This window comes from Ornithinimicrobium sp. INDO-MA30-4, from assembly GCF_021535045.1.
GTDB lineage: Bacteria > Actinomycetota > Actinomycetes > Actinomycetales > Dermatophilaceae > Ornithinicoccus.
The window spans coordinates 90,753-112,120 of the sequence record NZ_CP091057.1 but is presented as its reverse complement, the minus strand read 5'-3'; the positions used below and the strand labels follow the sequence as shown (position 1 = coordinate 112,120).

General features: G+C 61.5%; 35 protein-coding genes, 2 pseudogenes and 1 riboswitch. All 37 genes and pseudogenes read left to right on the top strand.

The window, feature by feature from the left end; translation table 11 throughout:
• Positions 1-67 precede the first annotated feature (67 nt).
• Positions 68-235, bottom strand: a riboswitch (cyclic di-AMP (ydaO/yuaA leader).
• Between the two features lie 366 nt (positions 236-601).
• The 37 genes and pseudogenes from L0A91_RS17035 (at position 602) to L0A91_RS16860 (ending at position 21,357) form a co-directional block, all read left to right on the top strand.
• Positions 602-961 carry a helix-turn-helix transcriptional regulator gene (locus tag L0A91_RS17035; RefSeq protein ID WP_006590980.1) on the top strand — a complete coding sequence of 120 codons (360 nt, stop codon included), beginning with the start codon at positions 602-604 and terminating at the stop codon, positions 959-961.
• Positions 958-1,555 (top strand): annotated as a pseudogene (locus L0A91_RS17030) (cadmium resistance transporter). Before L0A91_RS17035 ends, L0A91_RS17030 begins: the two are co-directional and overlap by 4 nt.
• Before the next feature lie 223 nt (positions 1,556-1,778).
• The gene (locus tag L0A91_RS17025; RefSeq protein ID WP_235246811.1) at positions 1,779-2,069 is read left to right on the top strand and encodes a hypothetical protein; all 291 of its coding nucleotides are present in this window, start codon (positions 1,779-1,781) and stop codon (positions 2,067-2,069) included.
• Positions 2,070-2,080: 11 nt separating this feature from the next.
• A complete protein-coding gene (locus L0A91_RS17020) occupies positions 2,081-3,082 on the top strand; it encodes a hypothetical protein (protein WP_235246809.1) in 1,002 nt (333 codons plus the stop codon).
• Between the two features lie 48 nt (positions 3,083-3,130).
• Positions 3,131-3,985, top strand: a pseudogene (locus L0A91_RS17015) (ParA family protein).
• Entirely contained in the window at positions 3,982-4,122 is a 141-nt protein-coding gene (locus L0A91_RS17010; RefSeq protein WP_235246807.1) for a hypothetical protein, read from the top strand. Before L0A91_RS17015 ends, L0A91_RS17010 begins: the two are co-directional and overlap by 4 nt.
• Positions 4,123-4,749: 627 nt before the next feature.
• Positions 4,750-4,947 (top strand): helix-turn-helix transcriptional regulator, encoded by a 198-nt coding sequence (locus L0A91_RS17005; protein ID WP_235246806.1) that lies wholly within the window; start codon positions 4,750-4,752, stop codon positions 4,945-4,947.
• Between the two features lie 58 nt (positions 4,948-5,005).
• Positions 5,006-5,185 carry a helix-turn-helix transcriptional regulator gene (locus L0A91_RS17000; RefSeq protein WP_235246805.1) on the top strand — a complete coding sequence of 60 codons (180 nt, stop codon included), beginning with the start codon at positions 5,006-5,008 and terminating at the stop codon, positions 5,183-5,185.
• A gap of 311 nt (positions 5,186-5,496) precedes the next feature.
• A complete protein-coding gene (locus tag L0A91_RS16995; RefSeq protein ID WP_235246804.1) occupies positions 5,497-6,003 on the top strand; it encodes a hypothetical protein in 507 nt (168 codons plus the stop codon).
• Positions 6,004-6,016: 13 nt separating this feature from the next.
• Entirely contained in the window at positions 6,017-6,631 is a 615-nt protein-coding gene (locus tag L0A91_RS16990) for a hypothetical protein (RefSeq protein ID WP_235246803.1), read from the top strand.
• A 195-nt stretch (positions 6,632-6,826) separates the two neighbouring features.
• The gene (locus L0A91_RS17845) at positions 6,827-6,949 is read left to right on the top strand and encodes a hypothetical protein (RefSeq protein WP_260115345.1); all 123 of its coding nucleotides are present in this window, start codon (positions 6,827-6,829) and stop codon (positions 6,947-6,949) included.
• A 284-nt stretch (positions 6,950-7,233) separates the two neighbouring features.
• Positions 7,234-7,413, top strand: a complete 180-nt coding sequence (locus L0A91_RS16985) for a hypothetical protein (protein ID WP_235246802.1) — start codon at positions 7,234-7,236, stop codon at positions 7,411-7,413.
• On the top strand, positions 7,407-7,721 hold the full coding sequence (locus L0A91_RS16980) for a hypothetical protein (protein WP_235246801.1): 315 nt from the start codon (positions 7,407-7,409) through the stop codon (positions 7,719-7,721). The genes L0A91_RS16985 and L0A91_RS16980 overlap by 7 nt, the downstream gene beginning before the upstream one ends.
• A 173-nt stretch (positions 7,722-7,894) precedes the next feature.
• The gene (locus L0A91_RS16975; RefSeq protein WP_235246800.1) at positions 7,895-8,509 is read left to right on the top strand and encodes a hypothetical protein; all 615 of its coding nucleotides are present in this window, start codon (positions 7,895-7,897) and stop codon (positions 8,507-8,509) included.
• Between the two features lie 124 nt (positions 8,510-8,633).
• Positions 8,634-9,461, top strand: coding sequence for a hypothetical protein (locus L0A91_RS16970; RefSeq protein ID WP_235246799.1), 828 nt, complete (start codon positions 8,634-8,636; stop codon positions 9,459-9,461).
• On the top strand, positions 9,431-9,892 hold the full coding sequence (locus L0A91_RS16965; protein WP_235246798.1) for an ATPase, T2SS/T4P/T4SS family: 462 nt from the start codon (positions 9,431-9,433) through the stop codon (positions 9,890-9,892). The genes L0A91_RS16970 and L0A91_RS16965 overlap by 31 nt, the downstream gene beginning before the upstream one ends.
• 46 nt (positions 9,893-9,938) lie before the next feature.
• Positions 9,939-10,079 (top strand): hypothetical protein, encoded by a 141-nt coding sequence (locus L0A91_RS16960; RefSeq protein WP_235246797.1) that lies wholly within the window; start codon positions 9,939-9,941, stop codon positions 10,077-10,079.
• Between the two features lie 118 nt (positions 10,080-10,197).
• Complete coding sequence (locus L0A91_RS16955) at positions 10,198-10,938, top strand: type II secretion system F family protein (protein ID WP_235246796.1); 741 nt, start codon at positions 10,198-10,200, stop codon at positions 10,936-10,938.
• A 464-nt stretch (positions 10,939-11,402) separates the two neighbouring features.
• The gene (locus tag L0A91_RS16950; RefSeq protein ID WP_235246793.1) at positions 11,403-11,846 is read left to right on the top strand and encodes a type II secretion system F family protein; all 444 of its coding nucleotides are present in this window, start codon (positions 11,403-11,405) and stop codon (positions 11,844-11,846) included.
• Between the two features lie 74 nt (positions 11,847-11,920).
• On the top strand, positions 11,921-12,121 hold the full coding sequence (locus tag L0A91_RS16945) for a hypothetical protein (protein ID WP_235246792.1): 201 nt from the start codon (positions 11,921-11,923) through the stop codon (positions 12,119-12,121).
• Between the two features lie 74 nt (positions 12,122-12,195).
• Positions 12,196-12,567, top strand: coding sequence for a TadE/TadG family type IV pilus assembly protein (locus L0A91_RS16940; protein WP_235246791.1), 372 nt, complete (start codon positions 12,196-12,198; stop codon positions 12,565-12,567).
• Positions 12,542-12,979 carry a TadE family protein gene (locus L0A91_RS16935; RefSeq protein ID WP_235246790.1) on the top strand — a complete coding sequence of 146 codons (438 nt, stop codon included), beginning with the start codon at positions 12,542-12,544 and terminating at the stop codon, positions 12,977-12,979. The genes L0A91_RS16940 and L0A91_RS16935 overlap by 26 nt, the downstream gene beginning before the upstream one ends.
• Positions 12,980-12,990: 11 nt before the next feature.
• Positions 12,991-13,401: a TadE/TadG family type IV pilus assembly protein gene (locus L0A91_RS16930; RefSeq protein WP_235246789.1), complete on the top strand. Its 411-nt coding sequence runs from the start codon at positions 12,991-12,993 to the stop codon at positions 13,399-13,401.
• A gap of 25 nt (positions 13,402-13,426) precedes the next feature.
• Positions 13,427-14,131, top strand: coding sequence for a LysM peptidoglycan-binding domain-containing protein (locus tag L0A91_RS16925; protein WP_235246788.1), 705 nt, complete (start codon positions 13,427-13,429; stop codon positions 14,129-14,131).
• A gap of 29 nt (positions 14,132-14,160) precedes the next feature.
• Entirely contained in the window at positions 14,161-14,556 is a 396-nt protein-coding gene (locus L0A91_RS16920; protein WP_235246786.1) for a hypothetical protein, read from the top strand.
• Entirely contained in the window at positions 14,544-14,924 is a 381-nt protein-coding gene (locus L0A91_RS16915; protein ID WP_235246784.1) for a hypothetical protein, read from the top strand. The genes L0A91_RS16920 and L0A91_RS16915 overlap by 13 nt, the downstream gene beginning before the upstream one ends.
• Positions 14,925-14,971: 47 nt before the next feature.
• The gene (locus tag L0A91_RS16910; protein ID WP_235246782.1) at positions 14,972-15,166 is read left to right on the top strand and encodes a hypothetical protein; all 195 of its coding nucleotides are present in this window, start codon (positions 14,972-14,974) and stop codon (positions 15,164-15,166) included.
• Positions 15,163-16,269, top strand: a complete 1,107-nt coding sequence (locus L0A91_RS16905) for a hypothetical protein (protein ID WP_235246780.1) — start codon at positions 15,163-15,165, stop codon at positions 16,267-16,269. Before L0A91_RS16910 ends, L0A91_RS16905 begins: the two co-directional genes overlap by 4 nt.
• Positions 16,270-16,495: 226 nt before the next feature.
• Positions 16,496-16,651: a hypothetical protein gene (locus L0A91_RS16900; RefSeq protein ID WP_235246778.1), complete on the top strand. Its 156-nt coding sequence runs from the start codon at positions 16,496-16,498 to the stop codon at positions 16,649-16,651.
• 233 nt (positions 16,652-16,884) lie between these two features.
• Positions 16,885-17,178, top strand: a complete 294-nt coding sequence (locus tag L0A91_RS16895) for a hypothetical protein (protein WP_235246776.1) — start codon at positions 16,885-16,887, stop codon at positions 17,176-17,178.
• A 13-nt stretch (positions 17,179-17,191) separates the two neighbouring features.
• The gene (locus tag L0A91_RS16890; RefSeq protein ID WP_235246774.1) at positions 17,192-18,127 is read left to right on the top strand and encodes a zeta toxin family protein; all 936 of its coding nucleotides are present in this window, start codon (positions 17,192-17,194) and stop codon (positions 18,125-18,127) included.
• Between the two features lie 241 nt (positions 18,128-18,368).
• Positions 18,369-19,151, top strand: coding sequence for a hypothetical protein (locus L0A91_RS16885; RefSeq protein ID WP_235246772.1), 783 nt, complete (start codon positions 18,369-18,371; stop codon positions 19,149-19,151).
• Positions 19,152-19,185: 34 nt separating this feature from the next.
• Positions 19,186-19,395, top strand: coding sequence for a hypothetical protein (locus L0A91_RS16880; protein WP_235246770.1), 210 nt, complete (start codon positions 19,186-19,188; stop codon positions 19,393-19,395).
• Positions 19,396-19,414: 19 nt separating this feature from the next.
• Positions 19,415-19,768 (top strand): hypothetical protein, encoded by a 354-nt coding sequence (locus L0A91_RS16875; RefSeq protein WP_235246768.1) that lies wholly within the window; start codon positions 19,415-19,417, stop codon positions 19,766-19,768.
• Between the two features lie 35 nt (positions 19,769-19,803).
• Positions 19,804-20,241 carry a hypothetical protein gene (locus L0A91_RS16870; RefSeq protein WP_235246765.1) on the top strand — a complete coding sequence of 146 codons (438 nt, stop codon included), beginning with the start codon at positions 19,804-19,806 and terminating at the stop codon, positions 20,239-20,241.
• Positions 20,238-20,549 carry a hypothetical protein gene (locus L0A91_RS16865; RefSeq protein WP_235246763.1) on the top strand — a complete coding sequence of 104 codons (312 nt, stop codon included), beginning with the start codon at positions 20,238-20,240 and terminating at the stop codon, positions 20,547-20,549. The genes L0A91_RS16870 and L0A91_RS16865 overlap by 4 nt, the downstream gene beginning before the upstream one ends.
• A complete protein-coding gene (locus L0A91_RS16860; RefSeq protein WP_235246761.1) occupies positions 20,542-21,357 on the top strand; it encodes a hypothetical protein in 816 nt (271 codons plus the stop codon). The genes L0A91_RS16865 and L0A91_RS16860 overlap by 8 nt, the downstream gene beginning before the upstream one ends.
• The last annotated feature ends 11 nt before the right edge of the window (positions 21,358-21,368 follow it).

Below are 21,368 nucleotides of genomic sequence, written 5' to 3'. Positions count from 1 at the left end.
GGGTCAATCGAGCGGAGGTCAGACGTCGAGGTGCACGATGACGTCCACGAGGGGTAAAAGACATGAGGTTCCTTCTCCTTGCGCCTACGGGGTCAGCTGTCGGGTTCAGGCTGGAGAGCGCCTGGTCACCCGGCCACGAAGACCATGGGTGACTTCACCCCAAGGGACGCGAACGTCCCAACAAAGTGGGTCCCCCGCTCCTGCCGCGCGGATATACAACGGGCCCGTGGTCGGTGGCAGGACTAAGCGGCCGTCACGGGACTCCCCGGTGAGGAAAGCGCTGTCAACATACCCCCAACAGGTATCAAATGTCACGTTTCGATAACGGACGCTGAGAGCCGCTGTGAAGATAGGCACGACCGGACGCGAGCCCAGCAAGGTCAAGGACCGAGGTCGGTCATAGCCAGCCATACCCTTTGGCGACCGCTCGACATCCCCGTCCCGGAAAACCATCCGGACGGGTCAAACGGAGAGTCACTTCACGCGTAGACGCGAGACTGCCCCTGACCGCTGCGGTCACCACTGCCCATCCCCTTACGGGCATGCGATCTGGGCTGACGCCTGTGACCGAGTGTTCAGTGCGCGCTGTATAGTTCAGTGCATGCTGACTATTGCTTCGCGTCTCGACGTGATGAACCGCCTGGGTCGTGCACTGGCCGACCCCACTCGATCCCGGATCATCTTGACCCTGCTCGACCATCCCGCTTACCCGGCGGAACTGGCCCGAGATCTGGACCTGACACGCCCGAACGTGTCCAACCACCTGGCATGCCTGCGCGATTGCGGGATCGTCGTCTCCGAGCCCGAGGGTCGTCGGACACGATATGAGATCGCCGATTCGCACCTGGCGCAGGCGCTGACGGCACTGGTCGATGCCACCCTGGCAGTGGACGAAGACGCCCCGTGCATCGATCCCGCCTGCTCGCTTCCCGGATGTGACGCAGCTGGGGAGGGCGCATGATCCTCACCTCGGTCTTGCAGGCGATGGGCCTGTTCGCAGCGACCAACATCGACGACATCATCGTGCTCTCCTCTTCTTCGCGCGAGGGCAGGCCAGCGCGGCACTACCGCCCGCATTCTGGCCGGCCAGTACCTCGGATTCGCCGGCATCCTCGGTGCCGCGGTCCTGGTGACCATCGGTGCCGGAGCATTCCTGCCCTCGGCAGCCATCCCGTACTTCGGTCTCATCCCTCTGGGCCTCGGCCTCTGGGCCGCATGGCAGGCCTGGCGCGTAGACGATGACGACGATGACGACGAGGCCAAGGTTGCCGGCAAGAAGGTCGGCGTGTGGACAGTCGCAGGCGTCACCCTTGCCAACGGCGGCGACAACATCGGCGTCTACACCCTGTCTTCCTCAGCGTGGAACCTCTCGCAGTAGTCGCCTACTGCATCGTCTTCCTCGCGCTTGTCGCGGTCCTGGTGGCCCTGGCAAGTTCGTCGCCACCCGCCCCTGATCGCCGAAGTGCTCGAACGCTGGGAGCACATCCTCTTCCCCATTGTTCTCATCGGCCTCGGCATCGTGATCCTCGTCGGCGGTGGAGCCTTCGGACTCTGACGTAGCGGCAGCGATCCAAACGGCCCCGACCGGGCGCACCCCTCTCGGTTCAGACCGCGACACCTACCTGCAGCCAGTCCTGCGTGATCGCGGCAACAAGACCGCCACGGAGCGCTGCAAAACCCCGCCACCAAGCGAACGAAGCCACAGCTCCGAGGAAGGGCCCGGTTCGCCTTATCGTGCGCTTGTCGTCGTTGGTCAACGCGGCACAGGGAAAACGGTGATGCTCAACGCACTCGAAGACGCCGCCAGAGCCCAACGGTGGGTCGTGATCTCTGAAACCGCGAGGCCAGGCGTCGCCAAAGAGATCGCTGAGACCAGCATTCCGGGGTTGTTGCGGGACAACTCGAACCCGGTTGACTCGGTTGTGACCAGTGCCAATGTTTCTGCTGCGGGGTTTGGTGGCGGTCTCAGCCGTGAACGTGTCGACCGGTTCCCCATTGAGCCCTCACTGCGATCAGCGTTGACCGAATTGGCCCAAGCGATGGACCAGAAGGAGGCGGGGTTCTACTGACGATTGACGAGGTGTCCTCAGACGCTGCAGCTGACCTGCAAGTCATCACCCAAGTTGTCCAACAGGCTTTCCGTGAAGGACGCCAAGTCATGTTTGCTGCGGCTGGCTTGCCCGCGAACGTGCAAGAGCTCCTCAACGCACCCGGCGCCACCTTCCTGCGCCGAGCCGAACGTTGTCATCTCGGGCCTATGGGTATCGATGAAGTGTCTACCGCGATCGAAGAGCCGGTTCACATGGCTGGTAAAACCATCACCCCGCAAGCGTTGCAGCAAGCCAGCCAAAGCACCCAGGGCTACCCCTTCATGGTTCAACTCGTCGGATACCAAACCTGGCGAGCCGGGCGAGGCTCTGCCGAACTCAGCACCGAGCACGTCACCCAGGGCATCGACATCGCCGGCCGCCGTGTGGGCCAACTCGTCCACGAACCAGCCCTAGCTCCCCTGTCGGCTGTCGACCGCGGTTTCCTAGCCGCGATGGCCATCGACGACGGGCCCAGCAAAATTGGCGATATCGCCAAGCGAATGGGCGTCAACCACGGTTACGTCAGCCAATACCGGGCGCGCCTCATCGATGCCGAACTCATCTACTCCCCCGCCCGCGGCAGCGTCGACTTCGCCACCCCCTACCTACGCGAACACATCAGAGAACAAACTACCCGCGCCACCAACCGCCAATACCCCGCCGCCCCACGTGCTACCAGTGCAACCGACCCAGTCACGCGGCGACCCGAAGACAAACCCCAACACCCTCCCCCACCAGAACAACCCTGCCAGTCCAGACAGATAGGCCACACTCGGTCTGGGGTGGATGCAGGTTACGCCGCACCTGGTGCAGTGGCGACTAGTTATGACTTTGTCACTTGGCGGACGATGCTCGAATGCAGCTACTGCGCCATGCCATCGCGCAGTAGTCGCTGGACACAATGGCTAATGCAGACGCTACTGCATCTAATAATGCAAAAAATGGTGCAAACGCTATGGCGCGCCGTAGGAAAAGCACTAGTAAAAGCATGAGTGTGCGCGTTATGGCATTGGGTAAAGCGGGCGCTGCCGCTTACGCTCATGCAAAATATACTGCGAAGAATGGTGCGGGCGCTATGGCGCGTCCTAAGGCTAAACGTTAGCGTTTACGGCAGGATGTGCGTTATGGCAATCAATGACGCGTTGACGCGGGTAGTGACGGTGGGGAACGGCAAGGGTGGTGTGGGTAAGAGCACGACTGCTTGCAATGTGGCGGGGTTGGCTGCGGTCGCCGGGTGGCGGGTGTTGTTGGTGGACTTTGACCCTCAGGAAACGCTGGGCACATTCTGGGGTACACCTGAAAGGGAATTCTGACGGTGGTCGCCACTTGGTTGACACTCTGATGCAGGAAGCCCGCTGACTCCTTCGCTACTGGAGGTGCGGCCCAATCTCGATGTTGTTGCTGGGGGTGAGGCACTGGACACGCTCGAGGACGTCCTGACTGGGCGTTTGAAGCGTGGCCAAGACATTCATGAGTTATTTGCTGGTTCCTTGGCCGCGGTAGCCGGAGACTATGACCTCGTCATCGTCGATACCCCACCGACTCGCCCCTTGTTGCTCAGGCTTGCCCTGGGCGCTACGCGATGGATCGTTGTCCCGACGCGGCCGGGCAGAACGAGTGTCGAAGGACTGCGTGCGCTAGCCAGTGAGATCACCGCAGCACGGCAAACGAATCCGGACCTGGAACTCCTCGGGGCATTGCTCTACGACGTAGAGACCAACGCGACAGTCATCAGACGTAACGCTATTGAAGACATCACCTCAGTCCTCGGGGGAGCGGCCCCAGTGTTCACGAATGTCATCCGTCATGCGCTCTCTCCAGTGGTGGAGTCTGAGGAGAAGGGGCTTCTGATTCACGAGGTCGCCGAGCAGGTTGATAGCGCCGAGCCGTATTGAAGGCGCTCCAAGACGGCCGCAAGCCTGTCCGCGTTCCAGGCTCCGCTCCTGCACTAGCTGAAGACTTTGTGCTCTTAACTCAAGAGATCCTGACTGCTATTGATGTCCATGAAAAGGAAATGGGTGTTTCCGCATGAGCACCGAACGTGCACCCCTCGCTGCTGTCCCTGGCCTTTCTCGGACAGCGAAAGTACCGCCACCCCCACCGCGACGCCCCGCGCCCACAGCCAACGGAGGAAGAGCGTGACAACGTTCGGCCCGCGAAAGGAGAGCCCGCCCAAGGTGTTGCGAAGAAGCCTGCCTCGCTGGCAAGCGAGAGTGTTGGCCGTCACGCTTTCGTTACCGGTATCGCTCATAACCCCAGTTAAAGCTCACGCGAGGGGAGAGGGGATCACTCAGCCAGAGCTCCTCATGGACGCGCTCAGCGCCACTCACACGCAACTAACCGACCTGCTCACGGCCGCCACCAGCCGGCCCACATCAGATGGCCTGTTCGTTCGTCGAGGCGCTAAACCACAGGACGCAGAACAATTCGGGACACTGTCACTGCGACTCCTCTCACCCAATCTCGAAGCTATCGACGCGCTCAAAGTCAAGCATGAAGCCCCGTCTCGATCCGCATTGTGCGCCACTGCTTTGAGGGCTTACCTGGCTGAGCGTTAGTCAGTGCATTAGCGAGAGCCATAGCGCCCGCCCCGAGTCACCTGGAGTTGGCCCAAAGTGGACTCCGGCACTGAAGGCGCTGGCCGCTAGGGTTGACCGTGATGTTCGACAGGCCAACCATCCGTCCCGATGCCCTTCGGCATGCCCGGGAAGCGGCGGGCCTGACCCAGCATCAACTGGCTGTGCGGCTCGATCTCTCTGGAGGGGAGCGAGTTTCGAGTTGGGAACTGGGCCGCGCTCAACCCTCACTTCGCGCAACTACGAAACCTGAGCGCCGTCCTAGACATTTCGATCGCTGACCTTCTTGACCTGCCTGATAGCGGGCTCAGCCTAAGGCTGATGCGGCTACGTGCAGGGTTGGAAACATCAGAGTTGGCCAAGAAGGTCGGCGTCTCTAACCGCACAATGCGCCGGTGGGAGGAGGGGGAGTATCGCCGTTTGCCTGCTGAATCTCGTCAGGCAGAACTGGCCCAAGCGCTGCTCGTTTCTCCGGCCAGCGTCCGGGAAGCGCTGCTCGCCAACGGCAGCAACGAGTAGTAGTGACCAATATCGCTTAGACCGGGGGCAGGTCGGGCGCTAGCCTGCATGAGGCGGGCATACACAAGTTCGGGGTAGTCACGGACTTATCCACACGCCAAGGTGGCACAACAAAGATAGCGGTATCGTGTCCACTAGTGTTTGATCCTGAGGGGCGAGTTCTGTGGCCTACGGACAGTGACAGAAGGGGAATCGTGATGAAGCACGCGAATAGCCGAGAGAAGAGTATCTGCGCAGTAAGCGCTGTGGTGTTGCTCGGCCTAGTCGGATGCACCGGAGGCAACAGTGAGTCGGGCGAGGCTACGGCCACGATGACGCCCGATGACATGGCCGCCACGTCATCGGCAGAACCCACGCTGAGCGAGGAAGAACAAGCTGAGGTAGACGCTGCCGATCAGGCAGAACCACTGATCGAGGACTTCATCCGCATGAATACCAACGCCTCAGCTGATCCAGATGATTTCAATAGAGGTGACTTCGAGGATGTGGCGATCTCTACTGCCCAGCGGGATCTGGAGAACCGCCTGGAGTCCCTGCGTAATTTTGGTAACACAAATGAGGGGCGGGAGGAGGTCATTAGCATTTCTCAGCCCGAGTTTTTTGACCTGGATAATCCGGATGAGCCTGCCGTGGTGGAGTACCTGGTGTGCACAGATATCTCGGATATCACCAATTTCGATGCTGACGGCGTAGACATCACGCCCGAAGAGCGCGCCGACCGCGTTCTGAAAAAGTACGGCATCGCGAATTATGAGTACCCCGATGAGACTCAGTGGCGTGTGGCCTACGCCGAGTGGCAGGAGGGCGAATCATGCTGACTGCCAAGCGGGGGTGGCCACCGCAGCCTTGAGCCTGGCACTTGCGGCCCTGGGATCATCACCTGTCGCTGCGCAGACGTCAGGGGTCTGCGCAGGGGAAATCGTCATAGATGAGTACGGGACGATTACGTGCCTTGCGACTACTCCCGGTAGTGGTGGTGGTACTGACCCGGTTGATGATGGTGGTGACGGCGGCAACAGTAGTGGCGGCAACAGCGGCAACGGTGGTGTTGACGACGGTGCTGGTCGTGTGGAGCTCGTGATCGGTTTGACGGGGCAGACGTGTACACCGATCGGCCTGACGGACCCACAGCCACCCAAAAATGACGCGGTGTGGGAGGGCAATGATGATGGCGCGATTTTTGATTGTGTGATTAATGCTGGTGCAGCTGATTCGGCTGATGTGGGTGAGGTGATTCAGATGCATGCCGCGGCGGATACGCCGCTTGCTCCGCCCCGCCAGATCCTGCCGTTCTTGCTCAGCAAGCGGTGGATTCGATGGGGCTTCAACCGGTTGAGATCGGCATCATTCCTGAACCTGGTGAAGGCTCTCTGGCACGGTTGGGTTGCCGCAGTGGATGTGGGTGTCCGATCCTGGCCCGGAGACGACGGGACCGAACACGGCTAGTGCTTCGTTGAATGGGTACACGGTGACCGCGATCGCCCGATTGGATCGGGTTGAGTGGGATATGGGGAATGGGCAGGTTGTGGCGTGTGATGGCCCTGGCACCGTGTGGTCTGCGGATGTGGGTTTTGATGCTGCGGGAGAGGTGTTGGATTCCCCTGACTGTGGGTATCGGTATCAAGAGATGGGGACTACGAGGTGACCGCGACGTCATTCTGGGAGGTCGAGTGGTCTGGTATTGGTGAAACCGGTCAGATCGATCTGACTCTTGCAGACTCGACCGCGATCCGTATGGGTGAGGTTCAGGTGTTGGTGCAGTGAAACGGTACCTGGAACTAGGCGTGGTTGTTGCACGACTGACGGTTGTTGTGCCTTTGGAGGGGTTTTGTGATGGCGAGGTTCTCTAAGAAGGGGACTGCTGGTGGGGCCACCCTCGTTGCGGAGGCTCCTGGCGAGGACGCGAGCGTGGCTGCTGAGCCCATGGTGGCCGCACCACCGAAGCTTCGCCGTCGACCGTTGGTGATGCTGAGCGGTGTTTTGATCGTTGCGCTGGGTGCGCTACTGGCTGTGGGGCCTTTGTCGCAACCTCAGAAACCATTGAGGTCGTGGCTGTCCGTGAAGCGGTGACGCGCGGCGAGACGATTAGCGCTGAGGATTTGGTGACGGTGCAGATCACGACGGACCCTGCTTTACAGACGGTGCCCGGCGCGGACTTGCAGGACTATGGGGGGCGCGTGCCGCGCAGGACGTTGCTGGCGGGTCTTTGCTCACTCCCGGTGTGGTGACCGACGAGGTTGTCCCGGAGAACGGTAGATCCGTGGTGGGTTTGGAACTGACTCCCGCTTTGATGCCGGGTGAATCACTGTTGGTGGGTGACTCCGTCTCGATCGTCGCTACCGCTGGTCAACAGGGAGACCCGGGCGCTGTCGGTGATGGACTCGTGTTTGATGCCGAGGTCGTGGGTGTCATTCCTGCTGCTGAACTTGGCACTAGCGTGATCTCGGTTGATGTCCCAGCTGATGAGGCTGCTGAGGTTGCTCGGTGGGCGGCTAGTGGCCGCGTGGCATTGGTCCTGGAAAGCAGGGAGGGCTAACGCCATGGCGGTTATCGCTTTGTGCTCTGCTTCCGGCTCGCCAGGGGTCACCACGACGGCTGTCGGGTTGGCCCTGTCGTGGACAAGGCCCTCGGTTCTGGTCGAAGCAGACCCTACGGGGGTTCACCCATCCTGGCGGGATATTTGCGTGCCCAGGTGTCACCCCTGATGCGATGACTGAATTGTCGATCGCGCAGCAACAGGGTCGGTTACGGGATGAGATTCCGCAGGTGGTGTTGCCGCTGCCGGATTCCCAGGTCTCCTTGCTTCCTGGCGTGCGGTCACATGTGCAGGGAAGCAGTCTGATCGGGCTGTGGGATGAGTTGCTGGCTGCTTTGAAGGGGCTGGATTCCACGGGTCAAGACGCGATCGTTGACTTGGGCCGGCTAGGTCTGGCTGGCGCTGCGACGCCGGTGTTGTACGGCGCGGACCTGACGTTGGTGGTGTGCCGCTCGGACGTGGTTTCCCTGTCTGGGGCACGGTCTTGGTTGGCGACGTTGCGTGCAGAGTTTGAAGAGTTTGGTGCTGGGACATCGCTGGGGTTGCTGCTGGTGGGTCCGGGACAGCCCTATTCGGCTAAGGAAGTTTCGTCGGTGGTGGGTGTGCCGGTGGTGGCGACGATCGCGTGGGACCCCAAGACTGCGCCGGTGTTTCGTGATGGTGAGCGGGTGCGCAAATTTGAATCGAGCAAGCTGGTTCGTAGTTTGCGGGCAGCGCAGGAGTCTATGGCGGCCGTGGTGAAGGCTAATGAGGACGCGTTGAACGACATGAGGGGTGAGACGCGATGACGGTTAATGATGTTGATTCAGGCGTGGGATCAGTGACCCCACGAAGCTGCCACTGTTCGCTGACGCAGCTTCAGATAGTGACTCTCGCCCGCCACGGGCGGGGCGTCGGCGTGGCTCTTTCTCCATGTCAGGTGTTGGTTCCTCACCGGTGGCCTCAGTCCGAGAAGCTGCACGCGCTGCGTCTGCGTCAACGCGGCCGGATGTTCGGCCGGAGTCGGGAGCCGTGGGTGGTTGGGCCATCAATGATGGCCTTGATTGGGGGATGATCGCGGCGCTTCGTCAGCAAACTGCAGACCGGCTCTCATCTGAGTTTGAAAGCCTCTTGGAGGACCGCGATGCTCAACGCGAGCGTGGGCGTGCCGTCATTCTGGACTTGTTGACGGCAGAACTGCGCGAACGGGCCCGGGCCAGCAAGGACCAATGGTCCCTAGTTGATCAAGAACGCATCGCTCAGGCCGTCTTCGACGCGGTTTTCGGCCTGGGCCGGCTACAGCCTCTCGTTGATGACGAGCAGGTCGAGAACATCATGATCAACGGTCATGACGACGTGACGCTAGAACTGACCGGGGGCCGGGTCATTCAGGGCCCACCGGTGGCTGACACCGATGAGGAACTGATCGACTTCCTCACGTTTGTCGCGACACGTTCTGAAGTAAACGCTCGGCCTTTCTCTGCGGCGAGCCCTCATTTGCACATGCGGCTGGATTCTGGTGCCCGGTTGGCTGCGGCTGCGTGGGTGACTCCGCGGCCACACGTTGTGATCCGCCGCCACCGGCTGACCGAGATCAGCCTGGACGACTTGGTTGATTTTGGGTCTATCTCGCCAGTGGCTGCGTCGTTTCTGCATGCGGCTGTCGTGGCTGGCCGCTCAATCGTTGTTTCGGGGCGCAGGGCGCTGGGAAGACGACGGCGGTACGTGCTTTGTGTGGAGCCATTCCGCGCGGGCAGGTGATTGGCACGTTCGAAACCGAGTATGAGTTGGGGCTGCACGAACTGCGGGAGAAGCACCCGCACGTGTTTGCCTGGGAGGCCCGGCCCGGCTCGGGAGAACGTACTCCAGATGGTCGCCAGTCGGGTGAGGTCACGATCAGTGAGTGCCTCGACGCGAGTTTCCGCTTCAACCTTGACCGCCAAATTGTTGGTGAGGTTCGTGGCGCTGAGGCCATGGCCATGCTGAAAGCGATGCAGTCCAGTGAGGGGTCGATCTCAACGACTCACTCCACGAACGCCGCGGGTGGCATTGAGAAGCTCGTGACGTGCGTGATGGAGAACGGTGCGCACGCCACCCATGACTACGCGGTGCGCGCCGTATCGGCGGGCATCAACTTGGTGGTGCATGCCACGAAAAACGTTTCGGCAATGCTGATGGCAGCGAGACGGTAAAGCGGTGGATCTCAGAGATCATTGCTGTCACCCCGGTGAGCAGCAGGTGGGCTACGCGACCACCCACGTCTTCAAGACCCCGCCTGGGGGCACGCTGGCCAGGGCCAGCACGTTGACTGAAGAGCTGCGTGAGCTGGAAGCCTACGGGTTTGATGCCTCAGCCTTCTTTGAGGAGAGCCGCGCATGAACTCTGCCGTGGCGGCAGTCGCCGGGGCCCTGATCACGGGGGACTTCTCGCGATCGTGCTGGGGTCGGTCAAGCGCCCGGAGTCAGTTAAAGGTGCGGCCCCTCAGCGCCGTGGTCCGGTGGCACCCCGGGTCAGTCGCCGCAGCCAGATTCTTCTCTTGGTTGGGTTCGCGTTGGGGTTGATCATTGCTGTGACAACGGGGTGGGTCATCGCGGTCATCCTGGCTCCCGCTGCCGTGGCCGGTATTCCCATGCTGTTCGCGGCACCTCCTGCAGGCAGGGAAGTTAAACGGCTTGAAGCGATGGAGGAATGGGTTCGATCGCTCTCTGGAGTGTTGACCTCGGGCGCGGGCCTAGAGCAGGCGCTGGCTTCTTCGCTTCGCTCGACACCCGAACTGATCCGCCCCGAAGTAACCCGGCTCGTGGGCCGGTTGCGGGGTCGGTGGAACACCGAGACTGCGCTCAAAGCATTCGCTGATGACCTGGATGACCCCACGGGTGACTTGATCGCCGCAACATTGGTGCTGGGCGCACGTAAACGTGGTGCTGGGTTGGGCGCGGTACTCGATGGTTTGGCTGAGTCTGTGGCCAGTGATGTTCGTGCCAGGCGTGAGGTAGAAGCAGACCGGGCAAAACCGCGCAGCAATGCCCGCCTCATCACGATCATCACGGTGATCGTCCTGGGGCTCTTGGGGCTCTCGGGGGACTACGTCGCTCCCTACGGGACACCGTTTGGTCAAGTGTTGCTAGTCCTCCTTTTGACGCTGTACGTCGCGACTTTGCTCTGGATGCGCAAGATGGCAGAAGGCAAGCCCTTACCCCGGATGATTGGTTCGGCCGCCAGGCAGAGTGCGCTATGAGCGGTTTGCAGTTAGCGATTCTGGCTGGATCACTCACCGGTCTTGGCTTCGCCGTGGTGTTGTGGGCGCTGGTCCCGGTCTCACCTGACTTGGGTGATGTGTTGCGGCGGTTGTCTCCAGAGGGGCGCGCATGGCGCAGCAGCAAAGGATTCAGGTTGCCGCCAGCGATGACGACTTTCGTGACTCGCTGGGCCGTTGGGCAGGTCGGGCTCTTCCCGCCCGCGTGGGGGTGCTGTCTCTGCCCAAGACTTAGCCGTGATGCGTGTGACCCCCACCCGGTTCTACGGCGAGAAGGTCACATTCGGGCTTCTCGGGCTCATGATCGTCCCATTCCTGTCCGGAGTGGCCTGGATTGTGGGGATCTCCCTACCCGTGTTCGTGCCTGTGCTCGGGTCTCTCTTGCTCGGAGTCGCGCTGTGGTACCTGCCCAACTACAACATCACTGATGACGCGAAAAGGCTCGGTTGGAGTACACCCGAGCCTTGGGTGCCTTCATCGACTTGGTGGCCCTGGAACGCAATGGCGGATCAGGACCACGACAGTCGATGGAAGCCGCCGCTGGCGTGGGCGACTCCTGGCCCTTCAAGCGCTTGAGCGAAGAGCTGGCGCGTACCCGTTGGTCTGGTGTCACCCCCTGGGACGCGATGCGCCACCTGGGTGAAGAGCTAGGTATCCCCGAGATGCACGACTTCGCTGACATCATGCGCCTCTCTGGTGAGGACGGCGCCCAGATTTACACCATCCTGCGTGCTCGTAGTTCAAGCATGCGTGAAGCGATGCTGAGCGCACAGAAAGCCCAAGCCAACGAGATCAGCGAGCGGATGACTCTCCCCATGTCACTGCTGGGTGTTCTGTTCCTCGTCATCCTCGTATCACCAGCCATGTTGGGCCTGTTGGCCACGGGATAGGAGGAGACAGGCCTACCAATAAGAAGATCACGTTTTTCACAACTCAACACAAACACCATCAGAAAGGCGCTCTCATGCGTAGAAGCATCATCAACTGGCACACTCTGATCTCAGCCCGCACGGCCCACGCCCGGCAGTTGCTCAGCGAAGACCGCGAACGCGGGTCCTTCTCTGTTGAGGTAGTCGTCATGGCCACCGTTTTGGCTGCCCTAGCCCTGGCCATTGGTGCCGCCCTGCTGGCCTGGGCGACCGGCAAGCTTGGCTCCTTGGGCTGATGAAGCATCGTCGAGCAGGACGTGGTTGGTTGTCTCGCGGCACGCGGGGCAACCAACCAACCGACCGAGGGTCCGTGACGATCGAAACGGTCATCATGCTCCCGGTCATCTTCCTGCTCATGTTCTCCGCCCTTCAAGCGGGCTTGTGGTTCCACGCCCGCTCAGTCGCCCTCGGGGCAGCCCAAGAAGGCGCCAGAGTTGCCAGTGCTGAACAGGGCACCGGCTCATCTGGGCAAGCCGCAGCCCTTGACTTCATCGTCGATGCTGGCGGTTCAGGTGTCCTCGATGGCTACGGCGTCAGCGGGTCGCGCGGCGGGACCGAGGCATCGTTCACGGTCACCGGTGAAGCACAAAGTGTTTTCCTGGTTGGGCACCCACCATCAGCCAATCAGCAACTCGCCCCGTGGAACGGATCACGGGATGAACACTATGGGCTCAGATCGTGAGCGGGGATCGGTCACTGTTGAAGCTGTTCTCTTGGCTCCGGCAGTGCTCGTGCTGGTCTTCTTGGTCATCTTCGGTGGGAGGTGGGCTATTGCTCAGCAAGCGGTTGAAGCAGCGGCCTCAGAAGCCGCACGCGCCGCGTCCATTTCTCGCTCACCGGGAGAGGCCAATGGGTCTGCGTCGGCTATGGCGGGGACCAGCCTGTCCGAGCAGAACGTTCGGTGTTCTTCCCAGTCAGTGGGGGTCGACACCTCCGGATTCGGGGCGCCAGTAGGAACGACAGCGCAAGTATCTGTCACCGTCACCTGCGTGGTCGACATGAGTGACCTGGCCGCCCCCGGCATACCGGGTGCACGCACGTTGACGGCAACGATGAGCTCACCGCTAGACACCTACCGAGGTAGGCAAGGATGAGGGCCATCCGCATGCCCCATCAAGCAGAACGGGGATCCATCTCAGTCTTCGCGATTTTGATGGCGACAACCGTTCTCCTCATGGTCGGGCTCGCCGTCGACGTGTCCGGCCAGATTCACTCCATGCAAGAAGCCCGCAGCGTAGCCCGAGAAGCCGCACGTGCTGGGGGCCAGGAGATCGAAGTCTCGTCCGCGTTGCGGGGACAAAGCGTGAAGGCCGATCCCGCCGGCGCCGCAGCAGCAGCCAACGCCTATCTCAGTGCGGCCGGTGTCTCAGGGTCGGCCTCAATCTCTGGGCCAGACAGGATCAGTGTCGCCGTCACGACTACCTACAACACCAAGTTCTTGGGCGTCATCGGTATCGGCTCTTTGTCAGCCACCGGTGAAGCCGAGGCTCGCATCACACAATCCTTAGGGGAGTAGAACAGTGAGACTACGACAACGACTGGTGGGAGCCCTGGCCGCACTCGGTTTGCTCGCAGTCCTGGTAGGGACACCAGTTTTGCTGCTCGCGTTGGGGGCCAATCCTTTCCCCGCCAGCGTGCCCTCCCTGGATGAGGCCCGCGCTGCACTCTTGAGCCCTGACGATGGAACACTGGTCCTGGGCGTTCTGAAATTGGTTGCCTGGATTGCCTGGATCGCCTTAGCGGTCATCATTGTCGTGGAGATCGCCGCACAAATCAGGGGGATGCGTGCGCCCACTCTGCCAGGACTTTCCTTTCCACAGTCAGCCGTGCGCCCCCTGGTAAGTACCGCCCTGGCACTGTTCATCCTCGCCCCTGCCACCGCCCCAACCTCGATGGCTACTGATGCGCCCGCGGCGGCACCAGCATCAGCGTCAGTGCAACAGTTGTCACCTCAAGCAGTTTCAGAAGTGACCGCCACGGAAGCGCTGACCAGTGAGACCGAGCAGCAAGCGGCTCCCACCCAGGCGTATACCGTGCAGACGGGAGATTCGCTGTGGTCTATCGCTGAACAACACCTGGGCGAGGGCAAAGAGTACCCACGTATCGCTGAACTGAACGAGGACGTTCTGTCTGGGGAGGGGATTGGCTATTTCCCGGCATGGAACTGCGACTGCCCGCGGATGCCACTGCGACCGAATCAGTCGCTCCAGCACAGAGCGTCGTCGTTGAAGAAGGGGACACGTTAAGCGGTCTCGCCGATCAGCACCTGGGCGACATGGACAGGTGGGAAGAACTATTCGAAGCCAGTGAGAACCTCGAGCAGCCAGATGGCCAACGCCTAAGTGACCCCAACGTGCTGCAACCTGGGTGGGTGATTGCGCTACCCACCGCCGCGCCGTCCTCGGCGACACCTCAGACACCAGAGAATCCTGAGAACGTTGTTGACCAGGTCGCGCAGAGCGATGCCACTCAGGCCGCAGAAGAAACAACAGCAGCAGCGGGCACCCTGGCAGGTGCGGTGCCGATCGCTGGCAACGCCGCGGCCCTTGGTCTGTCTCCCACTGCGCAGCAGGCTGGGGCGCTGGTTCAGGCAGAACCGGCAGACCTGGAAGCTGGAGCACAAGCCGATGTCAGCGAGCAAGACCAAAGCGGCTGGTCGTGGCAGGCCTGACCGGTGCCGGCATAGTGCTCGGGGCAGGAGCCTTCCTCGCTCTCGCCGCGCGTCGACGGGGCCAGTTCCGCCACCGTAACCCTGGCCGGGCTATCGCCACGCCTGACCCGGTGCTGGACCCAGTCGTTAAGACTCTCGAAACGGTGGGTAACTCAGCCGTTGCTAGCGTGCAAGGTCTAGACGACACGTTGCGACGCCTGGGTGCCACGTACCGAGACGCTCAAGAGTTGCTCCCGGTTCTTGCTGCAGTTGAACTAGCAAAGTCGGGCCTGACCCTGCACTTGTCTGAGCCTTCCGAGCTGTTAGGGAGTCGTGGGTATGCACCGATGACCACCTGCATTGGCGCCTCCCCGCCGGCACATCATTAGAAGAGGTAGGGCCACTCGAGGAAGACCTCCCGGCGCCTTTTCCCCTCTTGGTATCGATTGGTGCCGATGATGACGGGACAGTGTGGCTCCTCAACTTTGAAGACCTAGAAGTCAACATCGTTGGCGACGCCGACTACGCCCAAGACTTTGCCCGCTACATCGCGGCCGAGATCGCGGTAAACCCCTGGTCTGCGGGGTTCAGCTTGACCTCGTTGGTCTGGCCGAAGAAGTTGTCCCCATGAACCCTGCCCGGTTGCGGGTCGGTGACGTGGATAGTCTCGGCGATGCCGTGGCAGGGGTGGTCGGCGTGATCGACCGTCTAGGGGCAGGCGGCGACACGGTCACAGCCCGTACTACGTACCAGGGCGATGACACGTGGCCCGCCCGCATGGTGCTGATGGACGGGAACCAAGCAGCCAACCTTGAAGCTAAGCAACTCACTGGCCTGTTGGCCGAGCACGCTGGTCGAACATCGGCCTCGGTCGTCATCCAGGGTGAAGGCAGCAGTTCTCACGCCGTGGTGTTGGAAGCAACGGCAGAAGGTCGCATCGTGATGCCTGCCTCGGGGCTCGACTTGGTCATCGTCGGTCTGACTGAAGACGAAGCCAAAGGCTGCGCCACACTATTGGCGCAGGGCGATGACATGGAAGACGTACCCATGCCCCTACCCCAGGCCGGGGCCGATGATGAGGGCTGGCGGGCCTGGGCTGACGCGGCCGGAGCGCTGCGCCCCGAGCACACCGTGCCCAGGGGCGAAGACCACCCCGACGAAGAAGCAGCCTCTCTACTTGATGCTGATGACCAGGCCTATGTCAGCACCGCAGCGACCACACCTCAGGACTTGGAATCATTGGCACCCCAAGTCCCGGTCAGCGTGCGGGAGTCGGTCGATGAGGCCGACCCTGGTTTAGAAGCTGATCTTTCTGCCTGGTGGGACGAAGACACCAACCTTCCTCGTCTGCAGATGCTGGGTCCAGTGCACGCCCAAACCCGAGGTACTCCACGGGCGGACCGCAAGCCCTACCTCACCGAAATGGTGGCCTATCTCGTGCTGCGCCCCCAGGGCGCTACCTCCGAAGAGACGGCCGAGGCCTTCAGTATCACGCCTGCGAAATGCCGCGACTACGTCGCGAAGTGCCGGTCCTGGTTGGGTACCAACCCACGCACCGGCGAACCCCACCTTCCGCACGCGCAGAAAGCGCCCGCAGCAAAATTGCGCGGCGGCAGCGTCTACCAAACTCTCGATGTCCTCAACGACGTTGACCTGTTCCGCCGGCTCAGGGTCCGAGGTGAAGCCCGCGGCGGCACCCAGGGCATCGAAGATTTGAAGACGGCACTTTCCTAGTCCAAGGCCGGCCCTTTTCCCAACTGCGTTCCGGTGGGTGGTCCTGGCTCTTTGAAGGAGATCGAGTCGATCAACACATGATTTGCGCGATCGTTGACGTAGCTCACCTCATCTCCACTCACGGCCTTGAAGGTGGGGACCTAAAAGTGCCCGGTGGGCCGCAGAGGCAGCCACCCTGGCGGCGCCACACGAAGAAATACCCACCCTGGACCTAGCGGCCATCGCTGTGGCTGAAGGACGAAAAGCGCAGGCAGCCCGAAAGCTCAACGATGACGTGTGCAACAGGGTCGATGACGACGACTCAGTCCCGGCCGCACTACCCATCCGGACTCAGCAAATCTTGGACAACCACGACTGGCTCGACCAGCGCGAGGTCAGCTAACGCCAAGCACGAAGGCGTACCCACCCGGGCAGGTGAAAGCCCCGTCACCATCGTGGGGCGCACGAGAACGTGGTTCTGTGTTCCACAGGCATGGTGGTCAGCGGCAGATCTCCACAGTCACTGAGGAGTGCCCTTGCCTCTACCCGAGGGCGCGGGAGAATGAAGTGATCCTGGCGGCTGGCCGGTCTGGCTTCAGGTGTAGACGGCAAAGTGCGAAACGAGGAGGGCCCTGCATGGCTGAGATTGGGACACCACAGGAGTACGCGACCTACAGCGACACCGTGTTGTACGACGTTTTCTATGAGTCGGGGACGATGCTCGGCGGCAGGCTCATCGCCTGCGCTAGGGCCGCAGAGGCCCGCGGCGACTACGAGGCTGAGGCCGGGTTCCGGGAGGAAATGTTCACCGCTGACCGCTTGCGTGCCTCCGTGGGCGCCACTGATCGTGATGAGCAGGTGCGGGTCATGATCCAGTTTCAAACCCGCCGGGTTGAACTCAAACCGGTACTGGTCCGCTTGAAGGGCTAGGTGGCTACGCCCCATGGAGGAGCCACAGCTCAGGGCAATCTGGGATAGGGACGTTCGGTCCTCTGTATTCAAAGATGCGACTCCTGATTCACGACCCACCACGGTCCTCTTGGGTGGTCAGCCCGGGGTAGGAAAGACACGAACCGGTGTGCAAGCCCAAAACATGCACTCAGGGCAGGCCATCGTCCCGATCGTTGGCGATGACTTCCGGCGGTTTCATCCTGACTATGACGAACTCGTCGACTCTGACCCGCTACGGATGCCGGACGCGACAGCGGCGGCTGCTGGTCGGTGGATTCAAATGTCGGTTGACCACGCGAACGCTCAACAGTTTTCCAGCCTGATCGAAGGCACGTGGCGGTCCCCCGACGTGCCGCTGGATGGTGCTCGTCTAGCGAAGGGGTACGGCCGTGAGGTCCACGCGATTGTGGTGGCTGTTCCAGCGAAGGTCTCAAGGCTGTCCACATTGGAACGGTTTTACACCGATGCTGACGCTGGCCGGCCAGCGCGGTGGACGCCCCCGGACGCACACGATCAGACGGTCGCTCACTTGCCTTCTACTGTGCGAGCGATTGCGAACAGCCAGGATGTCGACCGGTTCACCGTAGTGGATCGCGTGGGGGAGGTGCTGTTTGATCAGCAAGGCTGGACACCAGGGCGTGCAGACGCGGCGGGAGAAGTATTCAACGCCGCGTTCGACCGGCCACTGACAGTGCAAGAATCTCGAGACTTTCGCCTCACCGCAACCAGAGTGATCGGGTCCCACGAACGACACACGCAAGGCATCTCCAGCGCTGATGCGACCATCCGCCAAGTAACCACCACAGCGGATGCGTTGGCCGCTATCGCTCGACGCACGCAGTCATTGAAGCGCAGCCCGGGCGCTCAAGAAGCCAGATTGAGTATCACTGCAGCCCGAGCGGATCGAGATACCGGCCCGACTCGCTAGGCCCCTCCAACCGGAAGCAACGGCTCGTAAATGACGATTCGACCGCCGGTCTAGATCAAGTGCAAGGGCGTGCCAAATAATTGTTGTCCGAGTGTGGGGGCGCTGATTTCTTGCAGGTCAAGAGAGTGCCCCGCCCGGTGAACCGCGTGTAGAGGTCGAAAAACAGATGTAGTAGGGGCGCTTTTGGGGATGCCCAATCGAGATGTTTCTCGTCGTGACACCACGACGAAAGGACTTCGAGATGAGCTTGGCAGAACAGCTTGGTGTAGCCGATCCCAGCAAGGACCTCTTGGCTCTCGCAGCTGGGCGCTGGTGTGAATGGCAGGGCCAGTTCCCCGCTTTGCGGGCATGTGGGGACATGCTCGACCTTCGGGACTGGGCACTGAACGCGCCGTATGAACAAGTCAATGAAGCCCACCGCGCCTTGGTTTGGTTGTCTTGCCCCCAGGGTGGTGATGACCCAGCAGCTAATGCCCTGTTGGTGTGGACCCTCGTCCCTGGCGCGGCGAGGCTTGCAAGCAGCCTCGTCGACGTTGAGCGCCACATTGATGAACATGTCGCCGCGCAGTTGTGGATCCAAGCACGCTCGGCGCGGCTCACTTGGCAGGGATCGGTGGCCAGCAACATTCTGCTGAACACCCGGCGCGCTGTCTTGGAGGACCTAGGTATTGGAACGCGCAGCCCATCGGTTGCTGCGATCAGCCACCCGCTAGATCAAGAGTTTGGGTGGGTTGCCCCGCCGGAGGACGGGCAGGGCGGAGTAGATGAGAAGTTCTATGACCTTGCCCAATCAGCCTGCGATAACGAACGAATCAGCAGCGCTGACGTCGAGTTCTTGTTGGAGCTGGCTTACCTAACGTCAACAACCGCCGGCCTGCGGGAGACCCGCACAAGCGGCGGGCTTATGGCCGCACAGCCCTGTGAAGTCCTAGCGCAGCGGTTCGGTTGCTCCGCGCCGACAGTGAAACGCCGAGCCCGTAAAGCGCTGCAAGCGATGCGCTCTGAATTGGTCAGCCATGCGTGATCTGCGACCCACTCACCTTCGGCTTATGGAGGGTGTGACGGACAATCCAGACCCTGACGAAGTGGATCGACTGATTCGCATGTCCACTTCAGAACCCAGAATCGTGGCCGACTTGGATGGCCTCGTGCGCGAACTGCACCAAGTGCAGGAAGCTAAAGAAGCGTTGTCTCGCCTTGATGCACCAACGCTACGCATGGCACTGCGGCGTCGCGGCCAGGGCCCGGCCACGGGAGTGGGGTCATGAGCGCTGTTGAAGTGGGGAGTTGAAGCGAGCCTGGAACGCAGTTCAGGCCGGTGAGTTCCGGTCCCTGACCCGAGCGCCCGCCGCACCAATTCCTGACCCTGAGCCTGAGTTGGTTGTCAAAGAAGCCAGCACCAGCCGGCCGGCTCAGCACCAGTCCTGGCAGACCACGGACACGGTCATTCCGGTGCTGGGCTGTCACGGTTGGGCTGGGGCGACGACCGTGGCTGTGGCGTTGGCTGCTGTCGCGACCGCACCCGCTCGGGTTGTTGAAACCTGTGGTGTTGCTGCCTCTGGGCTTACGGCTTGCGCGACTGCCGAGCTCGGTGTGACCAGCGAGGGTGGTCGAGGGGAACCTTTGAGTCAGCCGGGATAGAGCACGCGACTGACCTGTTCGCGCACCCGGGTGACGTGCCACCACCCACACCCAGCGACAAGTACACCCTCACAGTCTTGGATGTCGGGTGGGAATCAAGCCAACTGTTCTGCCAAGACTCCTGGGTCACTCAAACAGTGTTGGACGCGCCGCAGGTCGTCTTGGTCACCTCGGCCACCGTGCCGGGATTACGCAGGCTCGAAGGAGTTCTGCATCTCCTGTCTGAGCACACCGATGCGGTGATTGCCGTTGTGGGCCCGCCACGGCGGCGCTGGCCACGACACGTACGCCACTCTCTGGGCGCTAAAGCCAAAGAAGCCGATCAACGCGGTCACCTCGTGGACGTCCCCCAGGACGCAGCCCTGGCCTCCCGCGGTCTGGATAGCAGCCCGTTGCCCAGCCATGTTCTGGCATCCGTCACCAAAGTATTCAAGGCACTTGACCTTTCCACGTCAACCGAAGGAACACCATGAACATCCTCACCACCGTCAAGGAAGCCACCATCATCAGCACCCAGCAGGTGTGCCCAAGCGCCCCCGGTGATGCGCAGGTATATGTCGATCAACTCACCGGGTACGTCCTGTGGGGTGTCATTTCCATCTTTGTCATTGCCTTGGTCGTCAGTATTGGCGCCATCGTCTTGGGCCGCGTTCTCGGTATGAAGCACATGATGATGGGCGGAGTCATCGGACTGGGCGTCTTGTTCATCGTCGCCATCGTCTACCTGGTTTTCCCCGGGGTTGTGATGGGGATCCTGGGCTCTGGGTGCATCGATGTCTGAAGGCAGCGACGTTCAAGCCTGGAGCCGTGGGCGACTTCTCGCGATCTTGGGGGTCGCCGCCGCAGTGGCGCTTCTGCTTCTTGTCGGGCTCGGCCTGGCGATCTACCAGGCCCTGAGCTCTTCAGGTGAAGAGACACAGGCAACTACACAGCAGGCAGTAACAACGACGGCTCTGCCTGAATCGGGAACCGAGCGCCGTGCCGTTATCGCCGCGCAGCCCATGCTCTCGGCTGACTCGAGTAGCGCGTTGGAGGGGACCCCCTCGACCACACCCGCAGAGATTATCGAGATCCCAGCGCTGACTGACGTTGGCCCTGCCCAAGTGCCTTCTGGTGTGCCCCACACACCAGAAGGTGCAGCGGCACAGTTAGCGGCGATCGACAAAGCTGTTCTAGAAGGGATGTCAATCCCGCAAACTCACGAGGTCTACCAAGACTGGAGTCAAGAAGGCGCAGGTGAAGCGCAGGACTGGGTGATGACGCAGAACGTGCAAGCCTTCCTCACCTCTGCTGGCGCTTCAGGCCAAAGCAAGGACGACTTGACCACAGTGACAGTCACCCCGGCTGCCGCTCAGATCAAGGGCACTGACGGGCAGGACTGGGTGCTCGCGTGCGTACTGCTCGATGTCACTGCCGTCATTCGCCAATCCGAGCAGATCGCCTATGGGCACTGCGAAGCGATGGCCTGGGTTGATGGCCGGTGGGTCATCGCTGCTGGTCCCACACCAGCCCCCGCACCCTCCACATGGCCCGGTACTGATCTGGCCGAAGAAGCAGGGTGGCTTACCTGGGCCACCACGGCCGACTAGGAAGCAGACAC

Excerpts from the sequence above, each read along its gene's own strand:
- L0A91_RS16885 (WP_235246772.1), top strand. The coding sequence starts at position 18,369 with ATGAGCTTGGCAGAACAGCTTGGTGTAGCCGATCCCAGCAAGGACCTC.
- L0A91_RS17005 (WP_235246806.1), top strand. The coding sequence starts at position 4,750 with ATGTTCGACAGGCCAACCATCCGTCCCGATGCCCTTCGGCATGCCCGG.
- L0A91_RS16975 (WP_235246800.1), top strand. The coding sequence starts at position 7,895 with ATGACTGAATTGTCGATCGCGCAGCAACAGGGTCGGTTACGGGATGAG.
- L0A91_RS16905 (WP_235246780.1), top strand. The coding sequence starts at position 15,163 with ATGAACCCTGCCCGGTTGCGGGTCGGTGACGTGGATAGTCTCGGCGAT.
- L0A91_RS16895 (WP_235246776.1), top strand. The coding sequence starts at position 16,885 with ATGGCTGAGATTGGGACACCACAGGAGTACGCGACCTACAGCGACACC.
- L0A91_RS17025 (WP_235246811.1), top strand. The coding sequence starts at position 1,779 with ATGCTCAACGCACTCGAAGACGCCGCCAGAGCCCAACGGTGGGTCGTG.
- L0A91_RS16935 (WP_235246790.1), top strand. The coding sequence starts at position 12,542 with ATGAACACTATGGGCTCAGATCGTGAGCGGGGATCGGTCACTGTTGAA.
- L0A91_RS16860 (WP_235246761.1), top strand. The coding sequence starts at position 20,542 with ATGTCTGAAGGCAGCGACGTTCAAGCCTGGAGCCGTGGGCGACTTCTC.
- L0A91_RS16890 (WP_235246774.1), top strand. The coding sequence starts at position 17,192 with ATGGAGGAGCCACAGCTCAGGGCAATCTGGGATAGGGACGTTCGGTCC.
- L0A91_RS17035 (WP_006590980.1), top strand. The coding sequence starts at position 602 with ATGCTGACTATTGCTTCGCGTCTCGACGTGATGAACCGCCTGGGTCGT.
- L0A91_RS16920 (WP_235246786.1), top strand. The coding sequence starts at position 14,161 with ATGGACAGGTGGGAAGAACTATTCGAAGCCAGTGAGAACCTCGAGCAG.
- L0A91_RS16865 (WP_235246763.1), top strand. The coding sequence starts at position 20,238 with ATGAACATCCTCACCACCGTCAAGGAAGCCACCATCATCAGCACCCAG.
- L0A91_RS16945 (WP_235246792.1), top strand. The coding sequence starts at position 11,921 with ATGCGTAGAAGCATCATCAACTGGCACACTCTGATCTCAGCCCGCACG.
- L0A91_RS16970 (WP_235246799.1), top strand. The coding sequence starts at position 8,634 with ATGTCAGGTGTTGGTTCCTCACCGGTGGCCTCAGTCCGAGAAGCTGCA.
- L0A91_RS16995 (WP_235246804.1), top strand. The coding sequence starts at position 5,497 with ATGACGCCCGATGACATGGCCGCCACGTCATCGGCAGAACCCACGCTG.
- L0A91_RS16930 (WP_235246789.1), top strand. The coding sequence starts at position 12,991 with ATGCCCCATCAAGCAGAACGGGGATCCATCTCAGTCTTCGCGATTTTG.